At 54.0% G+C, this 23,516-nt stretch carries 20 protein-coding genes and 1 pseudogene; 12 read left to right on the forward strand and 9 right to left on the reverse strand.

Features of this window, described 5'->3' with window-relative positions; all coding sequences use genetic code 11:
- Window positions 1–2: 2 nt before the first annotated feature.
- A complete protein-coding gene (locus tag FH041_RS03840) occupies window positions 3–401 on the reverse strand; it encodes a RidA family protein (protein WP_140174186.1) in 399 nt (132 codons plus the stop codon).
- Between the two features lie 347 nt (window positions 402–748).
- Between FH041_RS03840 and FH041_RS03845 the strand changes: the two genes are divergently transcribed.
- From FH041_RS03845 to FH041_RS03895, 11 genes are all read left to right on the forward strand, one after another.
- Complete coding sequence (locus tag FH041_RS03845) at window positions 749–1,537, forward strand: aspartate/glutamate racemase family protein (RefSeq protein WP_088523326.1); 789 nt, start codon at window positions 749–751, stop codon at window positions 1,535–1,537.
- Window positions 1,538–1,592: 55 nt separating this feature from the next.
- Entirely contained in the window at window positions 1,593–2,381 is a 789-nt protein-coding gene (locus FH041_RS03850) for an SDR family NAD(P)-dependent oxidoreductase (RefSeq protein ID WP_088523325.1), read from the forward strand.
- Entirely contained in the window at window positions 2,378–3,562 is a 1,185-nt protein-coding gene (locus tag FH041_RS03855; RefSeq protein ID WP_088523324.1) for an acyl-CoA dehydrogenase family protein, read from the forward strand. Before FH041_RS03850 ends, FH041_RS03855 begins: the two co-directional genes overlap by 4 nt.
- Window positions 3,559–4,371: a polysaccharide deacetylase gene (locus FH041_RS03860; protein WP_042571931.1), complete on the forward strand. Its 813-nt coding sequence runs from the start codon at window positions 3,559–3,561 to the stop codon at window positions 4,369–4,371. The genes FH041_RS03855 and FH041_RS03860 overlap by 4 nt, the downstream gene beginning before the upstream one ends.
- 15 nt (window positions 4,372–4,386) lie before the next feature.
- On the forward strand, window positions 4,387–4,869 hold the full coding sequence (locus tag FH041_RS03865) for a MaoC/PaaZ C-terminal domain-containing protein (protein WP_042571930.1): 483 nt from the start codon (window positions 4,387–4,389) through the stop codon (window positions 4,867–4,869).
- Between the two features lie 45 nt (window positions 4,870–4,914).
- Complete coding sequence (locus FH041_RS03870; protein WP_088523322.1) at window positions 4,915–6,414, forward strand: class I adenylate-forming enzyme family protein; 1,500 nt, start codon at window positions 4,915–4,917, stop codon at window positions 6,412–6,414.
- Window positions 6,407–7,303, forward strand: coding sequence for a nitrilase-related carbon-nitrogen hydrolase (locus FH041_RS03875; RefSeq protein ID WP_088523321.1), 897 nt, complete (start codon window positions 6,407–6,409; stop codon window positions 7,301–7,303). Before FH041_RS03870 ends, FH041_RS03875 begins: the two co-directional genes overlap by 8 nt.
- A 176-nt stretch (window positions 7,304–7,479) precedes the next feature.
- Window positions 7,480–8,247 carry an amino acid ABC transporter ATP-binding protein gene (locus FH041_RS03880; protein ID WP_220634175.1) on the forward strand — a complete coding sequence of 256 codons (768 nt, stop codon included), beginning with the start codon at window positions 7,480–7,482 and terminating at the stop codon, window positions 8,245–8,247.
- Window positions 8,247–8,894, forward strand: coding sequence for an amino acid ABC transporter permease (locus FH041_RS03885; protein ID WP_088523319.1), 648 nt, complete (start codon window positions 8,247–8,249; stop codon window positions 8,892–8,894). The genes FH041_RS03880 and FH041_RS03885 overlap by 1 nt, the downstream gene beginning before the upstream one ends.
- On the forward strand, window positions 8,894–9,553 hold the full coding sequence (locus FH041_RS03890; RefSeq protein ID WP_140174187.1) for an amino acid ABC transporter permease: 660 nt from the start codon (window positions 8,894–8,896) through the stop codon (window positions 9,551–9,553). Before FH041_RS03885 ends, FH041_RS03890 begins: the two co-directional genes overlap by 1 nt.
- A gap of 219 nt (window positions 9,554–9,772) precedes the next feature.
- On the forward strand, window positions 9,773–10,399 hold the full coding sequence (locus tag FH041_RS03895) for a TetR/AcrR family transcriptional regulator (protein WP_088523317.1): 627 nt from the start codon (window positions 9,773–9,775) through the stop codon (window positions 10,397–10,399).
- 367 nt (window positions 10,400–10,766) lie between these two features.
- On the opposite strand, the gene FH041_RS23155 is transcribed toward FH041_RS03895, so the two are convergent.
- The 8 genes and pseudogenes from FH041_RS23155 to FH041_RS03930 all read right to left on the reverse strand — a co-directional run bounded on the left by FH041_RS23155 (window position 10,767) and on the right by FH041_RS03930 (window position 21,057).
- Entirely contained in the window at window positions 10,767–11,528 is a 762-nt protein-coding gene (locus FH041_RS23155) for a methyl-accepting chemotaxis protein (RefSeq protein WP_373682145.1), read from the reverse strand.
- Between the two features lie 144 nt (window positions 11,529–11,672).
- Window positions 11,673–12,866: pseudogene (locus FH041_RS23160) on the reverse strand (cache domain-containing protein); the annotation flags it as partial.
- A gap of 152 nt (window positions 12,867–13,018) precedes the next feature.
- Window positions 13,019–14,941, reverse strand: a complete 1,923-nt coding sequence (locus FH041_RS03905; protein WP_140174189.1) for an ATP-binding cassette domain-containing protein — start codon at window positions 14,939–14,941, stop codon at window positions 13,019–13,021.
- 630 nt (window positions 14,942–15,571) lie between these two features.
- The gene (locus FH041_RS03910; RefSeq protein WP_088523314.1) at window positions 15,572–16,303 is read right to left on the reverse strand and encodes a TorF family putative porin; all 732 of its coding nucleotides are present in this window, start codon (window positions 16,301–16,303) and stop codon (window positions 15,572–15,574) included.
- A gap of 237 nt (window positions 16,304–16,540) precedes the next feature.
- Window positions 16,541–17,215 (reverse strand): cache domain-containing protein, encoded by a 675-nt coding sequence (locus FH041_RS03915; protein ID WP_140174190.1) that lies wholly within the window; start codon window positions 17,213–17,215, stop codon window positions 16,541–16,543.
- Window positions 17,215–18,024 carry a FadR/GntR family transcriptional regulator gene (locus FH041_RS03920; RefSeq protein ID WP_257225381.1) on the reverse strand — a complete coding sequence of 270 codons (810 nt, stop codon included), beginning with the start codon at window positions 18,022–18,024 and terminating at the stop codon, window positions 17,215–17,217. Before FH041_RS03920 ends, FH041_RS03915 begins: the two co-directional genes overlap by 1 nt.
- 101 nt (window positions 18,025–18,125) lie before the next feature.
- Window positions 18,126–19,559 (reverse strand): aldehyde dehydrogenase family protein, encoded by a 1,434-nt coding sequence (locus FH041_RS03925; protein WP_088523312.1) that lies wholly within the window; start codon window positions 19,557–19,559, stop codon window positions 18,126–18,128.
- A gap of 64 nt (window positions 19,560–19,623) precedes the next feature.
- Window positions 19,624–21,057, reverse strand: coding sequence for an APC family permease (locus tag FH041_RS03930; protein WP_088523311.1), 1,434 nt, complete (start codon window positions 21,055–21,057; stop codon window positions 19,624–19,626).
- Window positions 21,058–21,792: 735 nt separating this feature from the next.
- Here FH041_RS03930 and FH041_RS03935 point away from each other — a divergent pair.
- Window positions 21,793–23,454 carry a choline dehydrogenase gene (locus tag FH041_RS03935; protein WP_140174191.1) on the forward strand — a complete coding sequence of 554 codons (1,662 nt, stop codon included), beginning with the start codon at window positions 21,793–21,795 and terminating at the stop codon, window positions 23,452–23,454.
- Window positions 23,455–23,516 lie beyond the last annotated feature (62 nt).

Raw genomic sequence — 23,516 nt, forward strand, 5'->3', positions numbered from 1 at the left:
ATTTACTTCGGTTGACGTGGTACTACTGCGAAGCCATCGATTTCGATCAAAACGGCTGGGTCGTAGAGCATGGGTACGGTAACCAGAGCGCTGGCCGGTGGGCACGCCTCGTTCACGTAAGAGTTTCGCACTTTCTTGAAGATGGGAAGCATTGACGGCTCGAAGTGCGCGACGTACGTAGTCAGCTTCGCGACTGCCTCAAAGCCCACGCCAGCTTCGGCGAGAGTTGCCTTCAGGTTTTCAAATACCGCGCGTACCTGAGCTTCGAAGTCGCCCTCTACAACATCGCCATTGATATCGGTTGGGCAATGGCCGCTCAAAAAAAGGATTTCGCCTTCGCCCGAGAGGGTGGCGGTGGATACGCCTGGGAAGCCTGCGCCCACGTTTACTGCCTTGATCATCCGTTGCTCCTCACATCATTTTGGAGTTGGAGGTATGAGTCACCTCTGATTGTCCGGCCATACTAAAAAACTGACCGATGGGTATAATCTATACAACAGACCGGCACGGTGCAAGAGGCGAGTCAGCAGATTCACGCTGCACTGATCTGGCGCGGGGCGTCGCTAATTGGTGCGTTCTGGGCCTTTCCGAGATCGGGTACGCAGAGGCGTATCGAGACGATCGTGACCTATTGACACGTCGCAAGATTCAATCATACTGACTCGACGGTCTAATTTTTAATACGGCTGGTAGGTTTTTCCGAAAGCTCCGTTCGAGGCGGGGCTATAACAACAGCGGAGCTTTTCCTATGGGTGTTCGCGTCAATTTCATCAACCCCTTCGGTACGTCTGCCTATAACGGGTTGATCTCTGAAACCCTCACGCCGTACCTCAATCAGGGGAACGAGCTGGTGGTCACCAATACTGAAAACGTTCCCGAGAACTGCGACTGGTGGTACCCCAAGCACCTCGTAGAAGAAGAGCTTTTTGAGTGTGTGATCCAAGCTGAGAAAGATGGCTTCGATGCCGTGATCATCGGTTGCTGCAACGACCCAGGCGTGCGCGCAGCTCGTGAGCTGGTGGACATTCCCGTAATCGGGCCTCTTGAGGCTGCGATGCAACACGTAAGCTATTTTGGCTACGACTATCTGCTCGTGACTGATCACCGGAAGTCAGCGGCTTACATGACCGACCTCGTGAAAATCTATGGTGCCGAGCAGAAGTGTCGCGATGTCCGTTACATCGACTGGCACATCACCGACATGATCAAAGACCTGGAAGGCGTTGCCCGTGACGCACTTTCGGCGTCCGAACAAGCCCGTGAGGTTGGCGGCGTGGAAGCGGTCATTCTGGCCTGCACCATCATTTCTGCAGCCACAGAGAAATGGTTACTCAGCAATGGCCAGTACCGCGACCCCACCATCCTTAATCCCAACACCTTCGCGCTGAAGATGGCGGAATCGCTCGGCCTGCTGAAGCAAATGGGTGCATATGGCATCAGCCGCATCGGTTACTACGAGCAGATGACCCAGAAGCGCCCAGAAGAGTTTGCTGCGGTTCGTGAGCGCTTCGGGCGTCGTCAGCGCTTCGCTAAATAATTCTGTCTGAAGGGCTGCGTCCTTCGACTCAGCCCCTGATGATGTGGAGATAACTATGTTTGACCTCAGAGGCCGCGTAGCGGTCATCACAGGCGGTGAGTCCGGTATTGGCTTGGCGCTTTCCAAGACATTTGCCGCTGCCGGTGTGAAAACGGTTATCGGTGGAATTCTCGCCGAACGCGGTGAAGCCGTTGCCCGTGAACTGGCGGAGACTGGCGCCGAAGTCCGGTTCGTCAAGGTAGACGTTCGTAACCAAGCAGACGTTGAAGCGCTTGTGCAGAGCGCAGTCGACCAGTATGGCCGCATCGACATCCTCGTAAACAATGCCGGGGTTTTCGACGGGATGGCTGATGTCGAGGAGACCACCGAGAACCTCTGGGATCACATGGTCGATATCAACCTTAAAGGCACCTTCTTTGGCTGCCAGGCCGCGATCAAGCACATGGTCAAGCAGAACTACGGGCGAATCATCAACACCTCGTCCATTGGCGGGCTGATTGGCGGCGCAGACGGCGCGTCGTATACCGCTTCGAAATTTGGTGTGGTGGGTCTGACCCGTCAGATCAGCAACACCCATGCAAAGCACAACATCACCGTCAACGCAGTCTGCCCTGGTGCGATCGACACTGATGTGCGTGGCAACTCGGCTGCAATCGTCAGCTCTGCTGCAGAGTTCATGAACCGTGGCGTCGGTGCGAATCCTGAGTGGATCAACCGAATCATTCCGGCGCAGCGCAAAGGTACTGCACAAGAGATCGCGAACCTCATTTATTTCCTGGCCACTGAAGAAGCGAGCTACATCACTGGCCAAGCTATTGCCGCAGACGGAGGGTGGACTGCATGAGCCAATTCAACGACTTTGATGATGTCGAGAAAGAGATTCTCGAAACCGTCCGTAAGTACATCGCCAAGGAAGTTCGGCCTAACGTTCAGCAGCTTGAACTGAGCAAGACCTTTCCTGCAGAGATGCTGGCCGCGATGAAAGAAATGGGCCTGTTCGGCTTGGCCATTCCGGAAGAGTATGGCGGCTACCAACTGCGGTTGCCGGTTTTCGCTGCCGTGATGGAAGCCATCGCTGCTGGCTGGACAACTTTGGCTGCCTTCATCAACAGCCACTGCACGGTTGCTTATGCCATCAGCAAGCATGGTACTGAAGAGCAAAAGCGCCAGTACCTCCCTCTCATGGCAACCGGGGAACACCGTGGCGCGCTGTGCCTGACCGAACCGGCAGCCGGTTCTGACTTGCAATCGATCACCACCGTTGCTTCCGCAGACGAATCGGACTTCGTGCTCAACGGCACCAAGATCTTTGTGACCAATGGCGAGCGCGCCACGCTGCTGCTGACATTGGCTCGTACCAGCGTTGACGCTGGAACCGGTCGTCCACGCTCCAGCTTGTTCTTGGTCGAAAAAGCCTTCCCTGGCGTTACCGTGGAAAGCGAATTCCACAAGATGGCCTATACCCAGGTCGACACCGTCGAGATCCTGCTCTCCAAGGTCAAAGTGCCTGCGACTGCGGTTGTCGGTGGTAAAACCGGTCTGGGCATGCGCCACCTGCTGGACTCGCTCGAAGTCGGTCGTATTGCCATCGCTGCCAGTGCCGTCGGTCTGGCCGCCAATGCCCTTGCCGAAGCCAAGCGTTATGCAAGCGAGCGCAGTTCGTTCGGCGTGACCATCGACCAGCATCAGGCCGTCCAGCTTCGTATGGCGGACATGGCTACCAAACTGGTCGCCGCTCGCCTGATGACAGCAGAAGCGGCTCGTGCGAAGGAAGCAGGTCATCGCGCTGACATGCTGTCGGGTATGGCCAAGCTCTTGGCCAGTGAGTCGGCTAAAGAAATTTGTGAGGACGCGCTGCGTATTCACGGCGGCTACGGCTATATCAACGAATTCCCTGTTGAGCGCCTGTACCGTGAGGCCCCGCTCTACATCGTAGGTGAAGGTACCAACGATATTCAAAAGATCGTTATCGCCCGTCGCATCATCGACGGTAGCGAAGTGGACGCTCTGGGGCTGCCAGCATGACCACGACCGTCTGCTTGACCTTCGACTTCGATGGCGTAGCCATCTGGCTTAGCACCTTCAAGCAAGTGTCGCCTACACCGCTGTCGCGGGGTGAATACGGCGCGAATGTGGGTATGCCGAGGCTCCTGGATGTTCTGAAACGTCGTGAGGTGCCGGCCACCTTCTTCGTGCCAGCGCACACTGCAACCTCCTATCCAGACTTGGTGAAGCAGGTTGTAGCGGACGGTCACGAAGTCGCGTGCCACGGATTCTTGCATGAGTCCCCGGTGAACCTTGAGCTCGCCGAGGAGCGTGAGCTTTTGGCCAAGAGCATCAAGGTATTGCAAGACGTCACTGGGGTGCGTCCTCAAGGTTATCGCTCGCCCGCTTGGGACTTGAGCCCGAACACCATTCCTTTGCTGGAAGAGTTCGGACTTCGTTACGACAGCAGCATGATGTCTAACGACTTTGAACTGTTCTATGCACGTACTGATGATGTCCTTACCGAAGAAGGTTTCACAAAAGGCCCCGAAAGTTCGGTGGTCGAGTTCCCTGTTGCTTGGGAGCTTGATGACTATCCGTACTTCCAGTTCATGGTCAAGCCGATGAACACCGGCAATCGCCTGCCTGCGGATGTATACAAGTACTGGGCTGCCGAGTTTGATGCCGCACGCGCTCAAAACGGTGTGTTCACTTTGACTTGCCATCCGGAAATTATTGGGCGCGGCCCACGTATCAAGATGTTGGAAGAATTGATCGAGTATATGCAGAGCTTCGATGATGTTGTGTTCTCGACCATGATCAACGCTGTACCCCTGATTAATAAATAAACGCTGGAGATAATCATGACTGCTGCTGTTAAACAAGAAGCTGGTATCGGCCAAAACGCTCTCTACTTCGACGAGCTGTATGAAGGTCAAGAGTGGAACTCCCCACGTCGCACGATCACCGAAGCTGACATCGTGATGTTTGCAGCACTCACCGGTGACCATAACCCGGTGCACACTGACGAGGAGTTCGCCAAGAACACCGTATTCGGCGGTCGCATCCTGCATGGCCCAGCTGGTTTCGCTATCGCAACCGGTTTGGAAAGCCGTCTCGGCATTAAAGAAGGCACTGCAATTGCGTTCCTCGGTATGACCTGGGATCTGCGCGGCCCGATCAAGATCGGCGACACTATCCATGTCAATCAGAAGGTTGGCTCCAAGCGCGAAACCAAAAAGCCAGGCGTGGGTATTGTGAACTTCCAGGTGGCTTTGGTGAACCAGCGCGGCGAGTCGGTTCAAGAAGGCGAGTGGAAGGTCATGATGCACTGCAAACCAGAGTAATTGGTTTGGCCGCCCGCTAACGTACTATTTTTGAGGTTTTGCAAGATGATCGTAGGTTTTGTTGAAGAGCACGCTACTGAGCGAAGCGACAGTGTGGCTTTGCGGTTTGATAACAAAGTGCTCAGTTATAGTGCGTTGGCGCGCGAAATTGATCGAGCTGTTGTCCTGTTGAAAAACGCAGGCGTCAGTGCTGACACCACCATCGCGGTTTACTGCGAGAACAATATTGAGATCATGGTGTTGTACTACGCCATGTCGAAGATGGGCGGAACATTCGTCCCGATTAATGCGGTGCTCAGTGCAGCTGAAGTCAGCTACATCCTTGGCCACGCAGATGTGAAATTCTTATTCACTGACAAAAAGCTGCACGAGAATGCCGTTACGGCAGTCAGTGATACAGCCTGCAGTCTGATTGAAGTCAGTGAATTTTTCAGCAATACCATCGCTGGTAGTGAAGAGGTTGAGCAAGTTGAGGCGATCAAGAACGACTTTCTGATCATCTACACCTCGGGCTCCACTGGGGTACCCAAAGCGGTTCTCTACAGTCAGCCGGCTGAGGTGGCAGGCAACGCTTCCCTGATCGATATGTGGTATGTCACGCCAAGTGACAAGCTGCTGGTCGCACTCCCGCTGGGCTTCCTTTACGGACTATCGACCGCAGCCTCTATGGCGCTGCAGGCCGGGTGCGAGACGATCATCCAGCGTCGGTTCCACCCGCGAGAAGCCCTTGAGGCCTTCGTCCAGCATGGCGTCACCGTGTTCCAAGGTGTGCCAACCATGTTCTCCATGATGCTGGAATACGCAGAGCAGAACGGGCTGGACTTCGACTTGTCCTCCATGCGCGCTGTCATCTCGGCGGGCGCTCCATTGGCAAGCGACCTGCGCGCCCGCTTCAAGAGCAAGTTCGGTGTCGAGATCCAGGACTATTACGCACTCACTGAGGTGCGACCGGTATTTGGCAAATTTTCCGGGGATAGCACCCCAGTGCCTGCAGGCGCGATCGGCAAAGCAAGCCCTTGCGTATTGATCAAGATTGTTGACGGTGACGGTCAAGAGGTTGGCCCAGGCGTGACTGGCGAAATTCTGGTGCGCGCTCCAGCTACCACCTCTGGCTACTACAAGGCGCCTGAAGTGAGCGCTGCCGCCTTCGTTGACGGCTTCTTCCGCACCGGCGACCTTGGGCATGTCGATGCTCAAGGCTTCTATTACCTGACTGGCCGGATTAAGGACATCATCATCAAAGGCGGAGCCAACATTGCCCCGGCTGAGGTAGAGGAGGCGTTGTTGTCTCACCCACAAGTCGTGCAGGCCTCTGTGATTGGCGTTCCAGACCAGAAGTTCGGCGAGCTGCCTGTTGCGTACCTCGTCGCTGCTCAAGGGACTCAACCTAAGCCAGAAGATCTGGCTGAATACTGCCGTTTGGTGCTGGCTGAGTTCAAAGTGCCAAGTGAATTCATTGCGCTGGCAGAGATGCCACTTGGAAACACCGGCAAGATCGACAAAAAAGAACTGCTGAAGCTGTGGAAGGGGAAAGCACATGTCTGACAATTTGAAAGTATCCGTTTCAGTATTCCGTATCCAGCACTACCAGCAGTTTGCGCAATTTGCCGAGCACGTTGAGCGCTTCGTTGTGGATGCCAAGGCTGCAGGCAGCCGGGTATTGGTTTTGCCCGAGTTCTTGGCAATGGGCTTGCTGTGGACTCATGGCACCGCTGCTGAAATCGACAACTCCAAAGTTTCGGACTTCTACCGTGAAGTGTTCAGCCCGATGCTCCCGGAATTCCAGCATCTGATGTCTGCTTTGGCGAAGAAACACGACATCTACCTGGTGGGCGGCACCTTCTGGCATGAGGAAGACGGTAAGGGTCTTAACAGCGCCTTCGTGTTCAGCCCAGATGGCTCCCAGTTGCGTCAGGACAAGATTCACCTGACCCGTGGGGAGCGCGCCATCAACAGCACAGGTGGCGAAACCCTGTCGGCGTTCGAGATCGATGGCGTGAAATGCGGTTTGTTCGTCTGTTATGACGTGCAGTATCCGGAGCTCACCCAAGCATTGGTGGCTGAAGGCATCGAAGTCCTGTTCGTGCCGACCCTGACGGAGAAGCGCGGGGCTTGGCGCAGCTGGTACAGCGCACACGCTAGGGCCCTCGAAAACCAGATCTATGTTTGCGTTTCACCACTCGTAGGCAATCTGGGCATTCCAAACGACTACCCAGTTAATGGGACGGGTGAAGCATTCATCGCTTGCCCGATCGACAACCGGATGAATGTCGAGGACGGTACCTACGCGGTTTCCGATTTCAGCGAGGGTGAGGAGGGTTTGATCCATGCAGATCTCAACCTCGCCACTCTGCGACTGTCCCGCGAGCGTGGAGAGGTTCGGCACCTCAAAGACCGCCGACCTGAACTTTACAAAAGTTTTCAAGCTAATTGATTGTTAGCGCGCGGGGCAGGTATGCCCCGCATTGAAGATAAGAAAATAACTCGCATAACCTCGAACAGGGATTGTATTTAGCAATGCTGCCGTGATGTGCCTCGACTCCAGGTCAGGCATAGAGATTCAGTTAATAAGACAGAGAAAAAATGACTAAAGTCGCGCAGATAAAAGACATGAATCGCCGAGAAAACGCCTCACCTATCCTGACTGTACAAGGCCTAGGTAAGTCCTTCGGTTCCGTTCGAGTGCTCCATGACGTTGACTTCTCGATGGCATCGGGCGAAGTGGTGGCGATCATTGGCCCTAGTGGTTCGGGTAAAAGCACCTTTCTGCGATGCATCAACCAGCTTGAACCGCCAACAGAGGGCACCATCTGCATTGGTGGGCAGACGATCGATGCTAGCAAAGGAGCCACGAAGCAACAGCTGGCTTTTCTGAACCGAAAGCTCGGGATGGTCTTTCAGTCTTTCAATCTCTTTCCTCACCTTACCGTTCTGGAGAACGTGAGCTTGGCCCAGCGCCGCGTGCTGAAACGCAGCGCCAAGGAAGCTGACGAGCGTTCCATGCAGCTCCTGACGCGGGTAGGCCTAGCCTCGAAAGCCAACATGTACCCTTCCCGGTGCTCCGGTGGCCAACAGCAGCGGATTGCGATCTCGCGCGCCCTGGCTCTCGATCCTGAAGTCATGCTCTTCGACGAGCCGACCTCTGCACTTGACCCCGAAGTTGGACTGGAAGTACTCGCGGTCATGCGTGAGCTGGCCAACGAAGGTATGACGATGATTGTCGTGACGCATGAAATGCGCTTCGCAGAAAACGTCTCTGATCGCGTGGTGGTAATGGCTGATGGCGGCATCATCGAGCAAGGGCGCAGCGTCGATGTCATGCGTAATCCCCAGCACCCACGGGTACAACAGTTTCTGACCGCCGTGAGGGATCGGTGATGGAAACAAGTCAAATTTTGGCGGCGATGCTCGCTGCCTTGCCCTGGACGATCGCCCTCACCGCCGGATCGTTTCTGGGGGGAGCGATCCTGGGGATTCCGATCTGCGCTATGAGGATCTCCAAGCACAAGATCCTTCGGAATATCGCCATCGCGATCATTCTGACCTTGCGCTCAATTCCGCCAATTGTTTGGCTGTTCTTCATTTTCTTCGCATTCAGCCAGTACGTGATTCAGCTAAGTCCATTCGTGGCAGCGATCATCGGTTTGGCATTGATCACCTCCGCTAACATGGCCGAGATCTATCGTGGAGCGTTGAGTGCAGTACCGAAAGGGCAGTATGAAGCTACAAAGGTGCTGGGGTTGAGTACCTGGCAGAAGTACGTCCATGTGATCGTTCCCCAGGTAGTACGGATCTCGGTTCCAGCGGCGAGTACCTATTGTATCGGCCTGCTGAAAGACACCGCCATTGCGTCCACTATCGGTGTGTCGGAACTGGCTCAGGTCGCAAACCATATCTCTCAGGAGACATTCCGAGGCCTGAGTGTGTACGCCATCGCGGGCCTACTGTACTTCGTTGTGAGCGTTGTTATGGCCCTGCTGTCGCGACAGCTTGATATTCACCTTCGTGCAAAGGTTGAACGGTAATGGAGCTCATTGACCGCTGGATTGAGTGGTTCCCTCAACTGATGGATGGCTACTGGCTGAGCCTGCAGGTCACCGCCATCAGCCTAGTGATAGGGATTCCGTTGGGGTTGTTATTCGCGCTGTGGGTAGGATCGAAAAAACGGCTCAACCGTGCACTCGCGCTCATCTTCATCGAGGTCGGACGCGGAGGGCCGGTGCTGATCCTGCTTCAGTTTTTTTACTTCGGACTGCCTAGCACTGGCCTCACGCTGCCTTCTTTCACCGCATCAATCCTTGCGTTGGCTTGGAGTACCGGTTCGTACACCAGTGAAATCATTCGCGGAGGACTGGGGGCAGTACCTCAGGGCCAGCGAGAGGCGGCTCGCACCTTAGGACTCAGCAGCTGGGATGCATTAAAGATCATAATCTTGCCTCAAGGGATGAGGATCGCTCTGCCGCCACTGCTTGGCTTTTCTCTGGTGATCCTGCAAACCACATCGTTGTGCTTCACTATTGCGCTGCCCGAACTTGTCGGCGTGGCCAATGACATTGGATCTGCATCCTTCGAATATATGTCGGTATTGTTGCTAACCGGGCTGATGTATGCGGCGGTATGCGTACCGGCGACCGTGTTCGTAGGGCGTTATGAAAAGCATTTATCTCGGTACGAAAGTGCCTAATAAATAGCGGCTGATGAGGTTGACTAACAAAAATACCACTTGGTATTGTTAGTTTGCATCACTGCTGCGTTGGCATATTAGCTTGGGAGCTTTCCCGCCTTATGTACCAGCATATAGGTCAGGCTTTTTTGCCGCTGCTCGTCTCTATCTTCGTTTTGGGGCTCCTGCGTTAGTATTTATTAGCGTAGGTAGCCCATTTTTTTTGAACGGGATTCTTAGATGCATTATCTTCCGAAATCATATCTTCACTATTTAACAGATCGCATCGAGGCTGATCAGTTGCCGGGCAGAAAGCACGAAGTCCAGCAAGCAGCGCTCTCTCTTTTTCTAGAATTCGGTTATGCCTCGGTTAGTTTGCGCCAAATTGCCTCCCTGGCCAATATTAAGCTAGGGTCAATTCATAAGCTTAGCGAGGGAAAGGAACAGCTGTTGGCAGACTTGTTCATGAGCGCGGCGAGCAGCTTACTAGAGGAGGTCAGCACTGCAAGCCAAAGGAAAGTCCCTACATCGAAAGCTGTGGAGAATTACGTCGAAGCGTATGTTCGCTGTGGGCTCAAGTACAGATTGCACCATATGCTTTTCCGTCGCGAAGGTCATCTCTTGAATAGTGGCATACTATCGGAGCTCAATGTGCTTCGAGATCGTAAAGTGACTCGGCTATGGGAGCTGTTAGCTTACGGACAAGCGACGCAGGTCTTTCCCGACCAAGATGCTCGTTTCGCTGCGAAAGCCATCGTCGCGATGCTTGATGAGTTGATAAATAACTCAACTATCAGCGGGGAAAAGCTTCAGGATTCGATTGAAGCTCTGAAAGGAATGGCGCTTCGGCTGGCAGGCACAACGTAGATGGATCATTGATGAGCTCTGTTGACCACTTCTGGCCGCATGCTCGATGGCCTATCCGCTGGCACTCCTGGATCCCAGGCTCATCATTGTCTCGCTGGGCGCGGTGCAAGGCGAATTTGATCGAGCCGGTAAGGTCTCCAACACCTGAACAGCGCATTCAACGTTGCGCTGGCCTCATGCATGATTCTTGCCGGTTCACTTCTGCGAGCGAAGGGGCCTGAAGCTCACATTGTTAGCTGACTTCTGCCCATGTAGTGATGCCGAGCAGACCCCAATTTCCACAGCGCGGGCATTGCAGTTGCGACGTGCCTGGTGGCCTGAAGGGAGAGCAAACCGAGAAAAAAGGGCCCGTGAGGGCCCATGGGTTTTAAGATTTGAATTGCTCTGCCAGGCTGAACTGAAGGTCTGCTTGAGAGCTGAGATGTTCGCTGATCGCCGCAGTCTCTGTGGCGCTGATACTCAACTCATCTGTGACCTGCCGGATGTTCGTGATGTTGCGATTAACGTCCTCTGCAACGGCGCTTTGTTCTTCAGCGGCAGCGGCAATCTGGAGATTCATCTCGCTGATCACGGAAACAGCATCGCTGATGGTTCCGAACGAGCGCGCCGTCGCCTGGATCGTCTCATGACTGATTTCAGCTTTGGTGTAGCTGCTCTGCATGGAGTTGACCACGCCCTCGGTACCGGATTGCAGGCGCTCAATCACCTCCCGGATCTGTTCAATGGACTCTTGCGTGCGCATGGCCAAGTTCCGTACTTCATCCGCCACGACAGCAAAACCTCTCCCGCTTTCTCCTGCGCGTGCCGCCTCGATCGCGGCATTGAGGGCGAGGAGGTTAGTCTGCTGGGCGATGCTTCTGATGACCTCCAGAACGCTTCCGATCTCTTCGCTATTTTCTGATAACGACCGTGCTTCCGTCATTGCGGCAGACAGGGTCTCCACCAGTCCGGTGATATCTTGCGTACTGCGCGCGATTGCTTGCAGGCCATGCTTGGCAGACTCATCCGCACCCTGGGCCGCACTTGCTGCTCTGGCTGCACTGGCCGCCACTTCATGTGCAGTGGCGCTCATCTCGTGGGAGGCTGTGGCAACCTGTTCGATTTCCCGCAGCTGCGACTGCATCCCCATGCTGGTTTCTTTGGTTATTTGATTAGACCGACTGGCAGTTGAGCGTGTCTCTACGGTGGCTGATCGGATCTTCTGAATGGTGGGCTGCAACTTGTCTAGGAACAGGTTGAACCAGCGCACCAGCTCTCCAAGCTCGTTTGTACTGGCGTAATGCAAGCGCTTGGTCAGGTCTCCCTCGCCTTCAGCAATGTCTTTCAACATTGCCGCTACACCGCTCATAGGTTTTGTCAGGCCTGCCGCGATGAACCACATGGCCACAGCTCCGACTAGGGCAGCGATTACGGCAATGAGTGTCGAGAATACCGTGGAGGCTTGCTGAAGGTCAGACTGGGCTTTTTTTAGTGCGAGTGAGTCTGCGCTGGCTACCTCGCTCGGGAGCTCCACACTTATCTTCCAGGGAGCAGTGCTGCCCACTTCCAGATTCTTGGTAACCTTCAGTGGCGCGTTTTGTGTAGCAGTTGAGGGGTTAGGGCCTGAACTATTGCCAGTCTCTATTTTCTTGCCTATCGACGCAGGATCAGCGCTATTCGCGGCGATTAGGCCCTGACTGGTGGTAATGACCAGGTTGCCTTTTCCATCGTATAGCTGGCGCTTAGCTTCTTCGGCGATTGCCTGTAGCGAGGAGAGGGAAACATCGATACCAGCAACTCCGATGACCTTACCGTCGGCGATGATCGGCGTCGAAAAACTGGTCATAAAAATCTCTGTACCCGAATCGGAACCGTAGAACGGCTCCAAGACGCAGGTACTCCTATTGGTGTCGGGGCATGTCATGTAGTAGTTGGCCGGATAGCCGGAGTCGCCTACGGTCGTGTCTTTCAAGCTATCTTCTTTTGTGGCCAGGTTGACAGATCGCCCGTCAGGCCTCACCCAATAGCTGGAAAATCTACCCACTTCATTGGATCCCGCTGTCAACGCGTTGACGAAGTTGCTGTCCTCACCTAGTTGATTGGGATACATGATGATCCAGAGCCCCAGGATATTAGGGTGAGCCTCGAAGAGATCTTTGAGCAGAGTGTTCTGTTCTAAGCGGATTTTACGTGCATCTGCTCCGTTGGTGATGAGCGCTTGCATCGAGGAGGTCTGGTGGGCGAGGAACTCAATGAGGTTGATCTGGCTGTTGAAAGTGCTTCTGATTTTTTCTGTCTGTTCGGCAGACTTTGAATCTAAGACTTGTTGTATGCTCTGAGAAATTATCTCATTGCTGCTGCTGTATATTAGGTCGTTGTTCTCAGAATTTTTTAATATTCCTATGCATGTAATAATGCTTATTACAATTAATATGATGGTTAAAGAAGCGAGTGTGATCTTGGTTTTGATTGCAAGGTTGTGAAGCATCTGATTCTGGCCCCTGTGTTTGTTATTCTAGATCGGCAGTTTGATTCTTCGAATGGTTGCAAGGATCATCAGTGCGGCCAACCTCGCTCGCACGGGTGACTATTGTTTTCTTTATAGATCGCTCGGCTGTGTCCTAAGGGTGTAAATGCGATCTAGCGCTTGGCGCATAATTCTTCAGCTTCGTCTTGCAATAACAACCATTGTTCTTCGAGCTCTCCAATGAGCTTGCCCATGGTTTCCCATTCCAGCGTGATGGTCTGAACTTCTGTGTAGGACAGCATGGGGCACATCCGACTTTCGGCCCGACCTTTGTTCTCTTGTGCTTGGGTAAGCCTCTGCTCAATTTTTTGCAATTCACGCTCGATGCTTTTTAATCGCTTCGAGCCTGAGGCGTGAGGTTGGTGTGCAGTTTTTACGGGGCGTTCGACAGCGGGATGCGCGGCCCGTCTAGCCTCGGCGCTGCGTTTGGACTCATCAACTAGGTAGCGGTGATAGTCTTCAAGGTCACCTTCGAAAGGGGTTACCTCTCCTCGACCTACAAGCCAAAATTCATCGCAGACAGCGCGAAGCAAGGCCCGGTCGTGGCTCACAAGCATCACGCTTCCCTCGAACTGGTTCAGTGCAAGGGAGAGAGCTTCACGAGTAGCGAGATCCAAGTGGTTGGTCGGTTCATCGAGTAACAGCAGGTTTGGCTTCTGCCAGACAATCATGCAAAGCACGAGGCGTGCTTTTTCGCCACCACTCAATGTACTAACGGTCTGGGTCACCATGCCTGCGTTGATGTTGAATGTGCCTAGGAAATTCCGCAGCTCCTGTTCCCTGGCGCTCTGACCGGCTTGCCCTGATTTGCGTGCAAGCTCCAGCATATGGTGCAGCGGCGTCTGCTCAGGATCCAGGACGTCCAATTCTTGCTGGGCAAAATAGCCGATCGTCAGCCCTTTTCCCTCGGTGATCGATCCAGCAAGGGGTTCCAAGTCACGCGCGATGGACTTGATGAAAGTCGATTTGCCTTGGCCGTTCGCACCCAAAATCCCAATCCGCTGGCCTGCCATTATGGTTTTGCGGACATGAGACAGAACTTTACGATCAGGGCTTCCATCGGACGTCTGGTAGCCGAAGTCAGCGTCGTCAATCGCGATCATGGGGTTTGGTAGATGGTCGGGCTCTTTGAAAGTGAACGTGAACTCGGCGTCAGCGGCCACGGCGCTGATTTTTTCAATGCGCTCCAACGCTTTGATACGGCTCTGAGCTTGCCTGGCTTTGGTGGATTTGTAGCGGAATCGATCAATGTACTTCTGCAGGTGCTGCATTTTTTCCTGCTGCTTTTCGTGAGCGGCTTGTTGCTGCTCAAGCTTCTGCACGCGTAGGAGTTCGAATGCGCTGTAGTTGCCGCTGTATCGGGTGAGTTGCGCATGCTCAAGGTGAATGGTGACCTGGGTAGCGGCATCCAGGAATTCACGATCGTGGCTGATGACCAGCAATGTGCCCTCATATTTCTTGAGCCATTCTTCAAGCCAAACCAGAGCATCAAGATCCAGATGGTTAGTCGGTTCGTCCAGCAGCAGCAGATCAGATGGGCTCATGAGTGCCCTGGCCAGTTGTAGTCTCATTCGCCAGCCACCCGAAAAACTATTCACTGGTTTTTCAAGGTCGCTCGGTTTGAAGCCAAGGCCCAGGATGAGAGATTGAGCTCGGGACGTTGAATCATGGTCGCCGGCATCAGCAAGGTCACCGTACGCCTGTGCGATTGCCATTCCGTCGTCGCGATCGGTCGCACGTCTCAGCTCCGCTCTCGCATGGATCAGGACGGTATCTCCTTGAAGCACAAAGTCTGTCGCAGCATCCGAGGTCTCCGGCATGTGCTGGTCAACCTGGGCAATACGCCACTGGCGGGGTAGCTCGACCTTGCCGGCCTCCTCATGAAGCGCGCCGCATAAAAGCGAAAACAGTGTTGATTTCCCCGCACCGTTCCTTCCGATCAGAGAGGCTTTCTCTCCGGCATTGACAGTCATGGTGGCGTCCTGCAGAAGCACCTTGGTGCCCAATCTCAGTTCTATGTTCTTCAGAGAAATCATGTGGGGGCCTGACTGCAATGGAAGGCTCGGCATTGCTAGGGGAGGGGAATAGCAAAAATACCGAGTGGTCAGAAAATGATACCACTAGGTTTTGAAATATGCATGATGGGTTTTTAAGCTGGGGCTGGATGTGAATTGAGGGTGCCATCGCATTCCCATGGATGGGCCAAAACGCTGCGACTGGAGCTATGAGAAATCTCGGATGCTCGCAAACCCAAAGCGAGCGTTTGGGCTGGTCTCAAACCCTATAGCCTTTTCATCCCAGGCGGCATCTGCCAACGCTGATATTGGGGCATGCGAATGCCAGCCTCTATCACTGGTCGGCCCAGCGAGTTCGAATCGACTCCGAGCAAGCACGAGCTAGCGAGCTCCAGCCGTACGTCACCTAGACCATACCCCTACACCGACTAAAATTTACGCGTCGTTTCCGGCTGCGAGTTTTGCCAATGGGTGAACGATTGGGCTCAGCTGAGCATTTAGGCGCCTTGTGCGCCGTTGCATGCGGTGCTCATGCTATGCGCCTGGCCTCGAAGCCATTTTGGCTTGTTGGCCTAGGGGGCAGAGATTCATAAACATGTGCGAACACCCTGATGCAGGGGAGGGGAGGGCAAGAATGCCCTCCCGTTCGGTTTAGAAGGACTTTTCGACGCCGAAAATTACCGTGCTTGAGCAGATGTCGTCATAACCATTGAAGTTCATGCACTCTTGTCTGGAGAGATCTGTATCACCGTACGCGGCAGACCATACGAAGCCATAGAGTGGTTTGCTGACCTTGGCTAGCCATAGATTATAACTGTCGCGAGACTGACCACTGCCATTTACAAAAACAGGATCTTTGTAGTCGACCTTTCCGTAGGTTAGGTCTAACTTGACCTCGTGGGGAAGATTGGCGGTGTAGCCTGCAAAGCTATAAAGGTAGCTCTGATCATCATTTAGATCGTCTGAATAGTATCCGCCTACGTTGAAGCCATATGCGGTTAATTTTGCATAGTATTCAGAGTAATTCGAGAGAGACTGTCTGGGGTATTCATATTTGTAATAGGCTAGGTCTAGAGAAATATCATCTGATATCTGCCAGAAGTACCCCGCGTAATAGTCGATTTCTTGTCGAGTCTTGCTGCCGTTGCCGAAGTCTACATTCGAAGACCATACGCCCGCATACAAACCGCTGGAATGGATAAGGGTCGCCGAGGCCTGCAGCGCAGGATCACCTTTGGTTTGCGACACACCTCGTGACCAATAGTCGCTGAATACGCCAGCCGTCAGTGCGATCGAAAAATCATCATTCAACTCAGCGGCACTGACAATGCCGGAGGAGAAGCTGAGAATCGAAGCTGTAATAATGCCAAATTTGGTCTTCACATTTTTATCCTATTATGTTGTTGGCAGATTTCAGTTGCTCAAAGGTACTCGCGTAGCCCAGCGTCCTGCGGAATAAATGAACACTAGGTATCGTAAAATCATACCCAGTAGTCAGTATTTTGGGCGTACGATTTTGTTGCTCGTTCTATAGACACTTATGGGTTGCTATTAATCAGGAATTTGTCCGTCGTAGCCCGTGTAAGACCTACTGCTGAAAGGAAGCGACAAGCTGCTCTTTCAATCTAGAATGATTGCTCTCCAGCCGGTTGTCGATACGGTTTCGCCCGCACCCAAATATGCCGGGTTTAGAGAGCCTACGGGAGCACTGGCTGTATTGGATACCACTACCCGTCCCTCATGATTACAGAGCAGACAGTCTCGGCCTATGCGTGAAAGCGGGGTGGCCACGATTCTTTCGAAATCGCTTAAACGGATGTCGGCGGCGCTTACACCTAGAAATCGGTCTTGTACAACTATTGGTGTTGCGAGCGTAATGATGTGTTTATCGAAGTCAACATAAGGGCCCACAATTGCTGGGCAGCGCTGAGTCTTAGGGATCACCATCCAATCGGCATTTGGGTACTCATAGAAATTTCCGCGCCATGGGTACCTGATATTCGAGTCATCATTGATGATGCCATCCGAGTCGATCTCAATCCAGTTCAGCCAAAACGGCGAATCCTCAATTACACCTTCATCAAGAACGATGCCCAGCGCATAGGCATAAACTCCCACGCTGGTTAGGGATCGAACCATGTCCGGGCGAATTTTTGACAGCCCCGACTCACTAATGCTTTTCTTAGTGTTCTTCGAGCTCGAAATCAGAAGCTCAAACCGACTCGCAAGCTTTTCTAGCTCGGTGAAGGTTGAGTCAAAAACAGCACTAGCTGAGTCTACCAACGGCTTCAACATTACGCGGTCTCTAACTTTTCGCCTAAGATATTCTCTGCGCCTTCGGCAATCAGCTTCAATCTTAAACGTACGAGATTGTCAAAAGACACGCGAGTCCGTGACCGTGCCACGTTCCCGGCTTCTATGCCTTCACCTTGGGTGATTCTCTCAAGAACTTCTCCGACAGTGGCGGCGCACAGATCGGTATATTCTTGTTCTTCGTGGGCCAGGGCCAGTAACCATCCGAAGTCTTCATAAATCTGTAGTGCTGCAGCACTCAGTCGAACGGACTGAGCTACAGATGCAAGCTCGACGTCAAATCGAGCGTGGGCTCGGCAAGCTGTCAAAGCATCCTTGGCATCGGCGATCCTTGCCTTATACCCAACGAGCCGAGCGATGTTCGACGGTGAAGCTCTCGTAGCTGCGAGCTCTGCGGACTCTCCTAAAAGCATCGCCTTCCAGTCTGCCAAGTCCCTAAGTGCCACAGCCGACAGCTCTCGCAGCCGTGAGGTAGCTTTACCTCTCACAAGCCTTGAAGCATGGTTAACAAACGTTCCACCACCTCGGCCAGGCTTCGTGTCCACCATGCCTTCTGCCCGGAGCTGAGCCAGCGCTTCTCTTAACGTAAAGGCTGTCACATGAAGCTCTTTGGCGAGCAGCGCTTCTTTAGGAAGCATCTCCCCGTGCTGGAGAAACCCAAGATCGATGGCCGTGCGCAATCTTGCTATCACGGATTCAACGCCGAACGTCTGCTCCGAGCGCAGAGCGAACATGGTTAAGCGCTGGGGATGGTTTACACCACTGATCATTGAGTCCTCATAGGAATACATTGGAGCCGACTTCCTATTCTACCTAACTCACGCTTCGGGTCGACGCTGGCGATCAGAACCAGGGCCGGGCATCAAACGAGCGCCGGCCACGGTTTGGGACGTTAAGCGCCGTAGCCAACGATTGCTTTTACTTCCAGATACTCCGTAAGGGCGTGCGGCCCTCCTTCCCGACCATTCCCAGACTGCTTATAGCCGCCGAATGGAGCCATCACGTCCCAGTCCGGATAATTTACAAACACCGAACCTGCCCGCAGTTGCCTAGCGACAGCGTTGGCCTTTGCTTTGTCGTTGGACTGCACATACGCCGCCAGACCGTAGAGACCGGAGTTGGCGAATTCGATCGCCTGTTTCTCGGTGTCGTAGGACGAGATCACCAGCACGGGGCCGAAGATTTCTTCACGTACAATCGCCATCTCTTGAGTTACGTCTGCGAAAATTGTCGGCTTAGCGTAGAAACCGACCTGCAGATGGTCAGGGCGACCCAGGCCGCCGGCGACCAGGCGTGCGCCTTCTTTGACACCAGATTCGATCAGGGTCTGAACTTTATCGAACTGCATGCGGCTGGCAAGCGGGCCGTACTCGGTTGCAGGGTCGCTTGGAAGGCCAACGATGGCCTCATTCGCGACCTTGGCTGCGATCGCCAGGGCCTGTTCGTAGTGCTCCGCAGGAACGAGCATGTGGGTAGGCGCGTCACAGGACTGTCCACTGTTGCTGAGGCAGACGGTGACACCTGTAGCCACAGCCTGTTCCAGATCCGCTCCGCGCAGAATGATATTTGCAGATTTGCCACCGAGTTCCTGGGTCACTCGCTTGACAGTATCTGCAGCGGACTTGGCCACCTGAATGCCTGCACGGGTCGAACCGGTGAAGGACACCATCTGAATATCCGGGTGGCGGGAAATAGCGTCCCCAACCGTTGGCCCGTCGCCGTTTACCAGGTTGAATACCCCGGCAGGGACGCCCGCATGTTCAAGGATCTCGGCGAAGATGATGGCATCGAGAGGAGCGATCTCACTGGGCTTGAGCACGACAGTGCAACCGGCAGCGATCGCGGGAATCACTTTGCAGATGATTTGATTGAGCGGCCAGTTCCACGGTGTAACCAGACCTACTACCCCGATAGGCTCTTTGAGGATCTGCGTGGTGCCAAGCGATTCCTCGAATTTATAGCTGCGAAGGATATCGATCATCGCTTCTACGTGAGCGATGCAGGTAAAGGTTTGTGCTTCGCGAGCAAACGTGATCGGCGCGCCCATTTCACGGCTGATGATCTGGGCAATGTCCTCACGACGCTCCTCCAAACCGCGTCGAACCCCATCCAGCAGGTTAATGCGCTGCTCGACGGTAGTCTGGGAGAAAGTTTCGAACGCTTTGGAAGCTGCTTGGACGGCGAGATCCACGTCTTCTTTGGTGCCCATCGCGATCTCGGCGAATGCTTCCTCTGTTGCTGGATCAATCACTGCGAGTCGCGAGAAGGTGGACGACGCAGGTGCTACCCACTGCCCGCCGATGAAGAATGTCGAGTACTTCTGCATGTTGCTTAACTTCCATTCCTAAGGTGGCGTTGTTGGGCTGCAGTCGATCGCAGCCCGCTACGAGTTAGATCACCTGACGTCCTATCGCTCTGTAGACCAGGGGCGATGAGCGTTCTAGCCAAATGGCGTAGATGCAGCCGAACACCAAAGATCCAAAGAGAAACGCTAGCAAGATCATGGCTACGCTTTCGCTACCTGTGAGCAAACCGATGTTCTGGGTTGCCAACCAGGCGGTCGTAGACAGGCCGACTAGTGCAAGAGCGGGAGCTACCTTGGTCTTCATCGCGCTCACACTGTTGGGCGTCTTGATGAAGAACACGATGACCGCGACCGAGGTCAGGATCTGGAGTATCAGCAGCGTATAACCGGCGATGCCCACTAGGGACGAGTAACCCGAGTAGGGTTCAACACCTGAATAAATGGCGGCGAACATGCTGAGTACGGTGATGATGGCAACCATTCCTGAGGCGCGATACGGCGAATCATGAGTCGGGTGGACGGTGCTCAGTGATTTGAACAGGACGCCGTCAACGCTCAGGGAGTAGATGTACCGAGCCAGGATGTTGTGGATTGCGAGTACGCAGGCGAAGATGCTGGTGCATACCAGCGTGTGGACGATGCTGACCCCCACGTTCCCCAAGTAGGCCTCGATGACGCCCATGCCGGCATTAACTGGATCGTTGATCGATTTATCTAGAGCTACTTCCGGCCCCCATCCAAGGATGAAACACAGGGTAGCTGAGGCGAACAACACTGACATGGCAATAATCGAAATGTAGGTCGCCCGGGGAATAGTGACTTCCGGATTGCGGGCCTCCTCACGAAACACAGCAGTGGCTTCGAAGCCTGCGAAGCACGTAACGCCGAAGAGTACTGCCAAGCCAATCGATCCGGAGGTCAATGCTTGGGGGGTCAGCCACGACAGTGATAAGCCGTTGGCTCCTCCGTCTTGGAACACGGCGGCTTCCCAGACAAAGGTAATGATCACTTCGCAGACAAGAGCCAAGGACAAAAGCTTTGCAGAAAGCGATATGCGGAAGTGGCCAAGCACCGCCACGATAGCGGCAAAACCTAACGACCACTGCCACCAAGGCAGCGTCTCCAGACCGATCCACGAGAGTGAAATGGTCGAGAAGGTGACCCCGACATAGAGATACGCCCCAACCAGCATGAACGTATAAGCCAAGATCGCCATGAAGGCACTGCCTAACCCTAGAGAGCGACCCAGGCCAGCAGTGATATATGCGTAATACGCTCCCGCATTGGGCACGTGCCGAGCCATCGTTGTGAAGCCAACGGCGAAAAGAAGCATCAAGCCGCCCGCCGCCAGGTAGGTGAGGGGGGCGCCCAGACCGTTACCCATGCCAATAATCACTGGGATCAACCCAATGATGATGGTCAAGGGGGCGTTGTACGCGAGCACTGTGAACACGATGTCGAACGTGCCGAGATTGCCGCGCAGACGCTGCGCTGGCTGGTGCTGTTTAGGGGCTGTCATGCTAAGCCCTGCAGGTTCTGAATAACTCATACATTTAATCCCCGTCTATGCAGAGGTGCCGCCAAGGTAAGTTTGGACTTGCTGCAAGTTCGTACGTCGTACGGCTGGATCAGCCCGTCTGAGCATTCGTTTGCGTAAGAAAATTCAGCCGTAGTGGCTGCCTGGGCAGTAGGGGAAGGAGAGCATTGAAGGAGCAGCGCTCGATCTGCTCAATCAGGCTGCTAGGAGAGCCTGTTTTTCTTATTTTTGGTACGCAGTGTTGGACGTCCTTGACGGACTCTTCGCGCACATCACAGCAGTAATGATTCGCCTCAGATTCGCTCGGAAAGAGGGGACTCTGGGCTGCCACCACTGCGACACGTCTGATGACGTTGATCGTTGTCATTTTCATGCCTCTTATTTTTGTGAACCGCAGGCAACGCTGGGCTGGCCTTAAATCTACGTCTACAAATATTTTTAGACAAGATCTTTTTTGCTTGGTAGTTTGAAAAGACGAACAGGCAGTCCTGCGCTGAGCTAGGTCGCGCTGTAACCGGGTCAAAATGGTGCGATTTGAGCGATTTTCGCCTCATTTTGAAGCATTTGGGAGAGAGCTATCGTCGACGTCGCGCGGTTTATGCACGGCGCGCCGAATTTTCCTCAGGTTAAGGTGCCGCCCGGCCAGCTTCAGAGCGCAAATTTCTGACGTGTGTTGCCGATCTGGCAGTTGAAAAATCGAACAAAAAGGTGAGCGAAATGAGTGCAGTGAAGGGTGGCGGGTACGACTACATCATCGTAGGCGCCGGCTCGGCCGGTTGTGTTGTGGCAAACCGTCTAAGTGAAGATCCCAACGTCAAGGTGCTGGTCATCGAGGCGGGTGGGCCTGATCGGAAATGGGATTTCCGCATCCAAATGCCAGCTGCCCTTACGTATCCGCTGGTGGGGAAAACCTATAATTGGCAGTTCCTGACTGAGCCTGTGCCTGAGCTTCGCAACCGTCGCGTACCCTACTTCAGGGGGAAGGTTTTGGGCGGCTCATCGACCATTAACGGGATGGTCTACATTCGTGGTAACGCGATGGACTTTGATAACTGGGCTTCGGATCCAGAACTGGCTCACTGGTCTTACGCTCACTGTCTCCCATACTTCAAGAAGTCTGAAACTTACGACCAAGGCGAAAGCGAGTATCGGGGTGGCTCTGGCCCACTGCATGTTACCAAGGGCTTTGGAGCTAGCCCGCTGTATCAGGTGTTCCTTGAAGCGGCCCAGGAAGCAGGCCACGCGCACGTCAATGACCAGAACGCCTATCGCCAAGAGGGTTTCGGTCGCATGGATATGACTGTTCACAATGGGGTAAGGGAGAGTGCTGCTCGTGCTTATCTTCACCCAGCGATGACCCGCCCGAACCTAACGGTAATCACAGGTGCGCTGGTGCGACGCGTGGTGTTTGAAGGAGACAAAGCCGTCGGCATTGCTCTGCGTAGTGAAAACAGCGAACAAGTGATTCGCTGTGATCGCGAGGTCATCCTGTCTGCGGGCGCCATCCAGTCGCCCCAATTGCTTATGCTGTCGGGCGTAGGGCCAGAGGACGAGCTCAAAAAACACGGTATTCCGGTAGTCTGCAATTCGCCTGGTGTGGGCCGGAACCTCGGTGATCATATTGAATACATCGTGGCCTACGACTGTTTGAAGCCTGTCTCGTACTACAAGGAGTTGAAGCTGCATAGGCAAGCAGCCATTGGCGCCGAGTGGTTGGCGAAGCATACGGGCTTGGGTGCTTCGAACTTCTTCGAGGCGGGAGGCTTCTTGCGCTCGACCCCTGATAAGCCTTGGCCGGATGTTCAGTGCCACTTCGTGGGGGTTGCTGCCGAGTACAGCGGGCGAATGGCTGCTGAAGGCCACAGCTACCAAGTGCACCTTGGCCCTCAACGGCCAAAGAGCCGAGGCTGGCTGAATCTCGCCTCTGCTAATCCTGAAGATGCGCCTCTTATCCAGCCCAACTGGTTGACCCATGAGCAGGACTGGATCGATTCACGAAACGCCATCCGTTCGACCATCGAAATCATGGAGCAGGACGCTTTCAGGCCGTATCGCGGGAAGATGTTGAAACCGCTTAAAACCGAGATGCATGATGAGGGTCTTAACGACTTCATCCGCGACCACGCGGAAAGTGGGTATCACTTCTGTGGTACCTGCAAGATGGGTAGCGGCAGTGATGCGGTTGTCGACGGCCAGCTTCGCGTTAAGGGTGTTCGCGGCTTGCGGGTGGTCGATGCGTCGGTAATGCCTGAGGTTACTAACGGCAATACCAACGCTCCGACCATCATGATCGCAGAAAAAGCCGCAGATATGATTCTGGGGCGCCAACTTCCGCCCTCCAATGCAAAATTTTATAAAGCAGAGCTTGAACACGCCTGATTCGAGAGGGGGGCTTAGGCCCCCTTATCTCGCACTGCGACATTACCCTTCGACGGTTGCCT

Source organism: Pseudomonas sp. SWI7, from assembly GCF_006351945.1.
Lineage (GTDB): Bacteria > Pseudomonadota > Gammaproteobacteria > Pseudomonadales > Pseudomonadaceae > Aquipseudomonas > Aquipseudomonas fulva.

Coding starts and splice junctions, on each gene's coding strand:
- FH041_RS03840 (WP_140174186.1), bottom strand. CDS start 401: ATGATCAAGGCAGTAAACGTGGGCGCAGGCTTCCCAGGCGTATCCACC.
- FH041_RS03845 (WP_088523326.1), top strand. CDS start 749: ATGGGTGTTCGCGTCAATTTCATCAACCCCTTCGGTACGTCTGCCTAT.
- FH041_RS03850 (WP_088523325.1), top strand. CDS start 1,593: ATGTTTGACCTCAGAGGCCGCGTAGCGGTCATCACAGGCGGTGAGTCC.
- FH041_RS03855 (WP_088523324.1), top strand. CDS start 2,378: ATGAGCCAATTCAACGACTTTGATGATGTCGAGAAAGAGATTCTCGAA.
- FH041_RS03860 (WP_042571931.1), top strand. CDS start 3,559: ATGACCACGACCGTCTGCTTGACCTTCGACTTCGATGGCGTAGCCATC.
- FH041_RS03865 (WP_042571930.1), top strand. CDS start 4,387: ATGACTGCTGCTGTTAAACAAGAAGCTGGTATCGGCCAAAACGCTCTC.
- FH041_RS03870 (WP_088523322.1), top strand. CDS start 4,915: ATGATCGTAGGTTTTGTTGAAGAGCACGCTACTGAGCGAAGCGACAGT.
- FH041_RS03875 (WP_088523321.1), top strand. CDS start 6,407: ATGTCTGACAATTTGAAAGTATCCGTTTCAGTATTCCGTATCCAGCAC.
- FH041_RS03880 (WP_220634175.1), top strand. CDS start 7,480: ATGAATCGCCGAGAAAACGCCTCACCTATCCTGACTGTACAAGGCCTA.
- FH041_RS03885 (WP_088523319.1), top strand. CDS start 8,247: ATGGAAACAAGTCAAATTTTGGCGGCGATGCTCGCTGCCTTGCCCTGG.
- FH041_RS03890 (WP_140174187.1), top strand. CDS start 8,894: ATGGAGCTCATTGACCGCTGGATTGAGTGGTTCCCTCAACTGATGGAT.
- FH041_RS03895 (WP_088523317.1), top strand. CDS start 9,773: ATGCATTATCTTCCGAAATCATATCTTCACTATTTAACAGATCGCATC.
- FH041_RS23155 (WP_373682145.1), bottom strand. CDS start 11,528: ATGGGGATGCAGTCGCAGCTGCGGGAAATCGAACAGGTTGCCACAGCC.
- FH041_RS03905 (WP_140174189.1), bottom strand. CDS start 14,941: ATGATTTCTCTGAAGAACATAGAACTGAGATTGGGCACCAAGGTGCTT.
- FH041_RS03915 (WP_140174190.1), bottom strand. CDS start 17,215: ATGTTGAAGCCGTTGGTAGACTCAGCTAGTGCTGTTTTTGACTCAACC.
- FH041_RS03920 (WP_257225381.1), bottom strand. CDS start 18,024: ATGTATTCCTATGAGGACTCAATGATCAGTGGTGTAAACCATCCCCAG.
- FH041_RS03925 (WP_088523312.1), bottom strand. CDS start 19,559: ATGCAGAAGTACTCGACATTCTTCATCGGCGGGCAGTGGGTAGCACCT.
- FH041_RS03930 (WP_088523311.1), bottom strand. CDS start 21,057: ATGACAGCCCCTAAACAGCACCAGCCAGCGCAGCGTCTGCGCGGCAAT.
- FH041_RS03935 (WP_140174191.1), top strand. CDS start 21,793: ATGAGTGCAGTGAAGGGTGGCGGGTACGACTACATCATCGTAGGCGCC.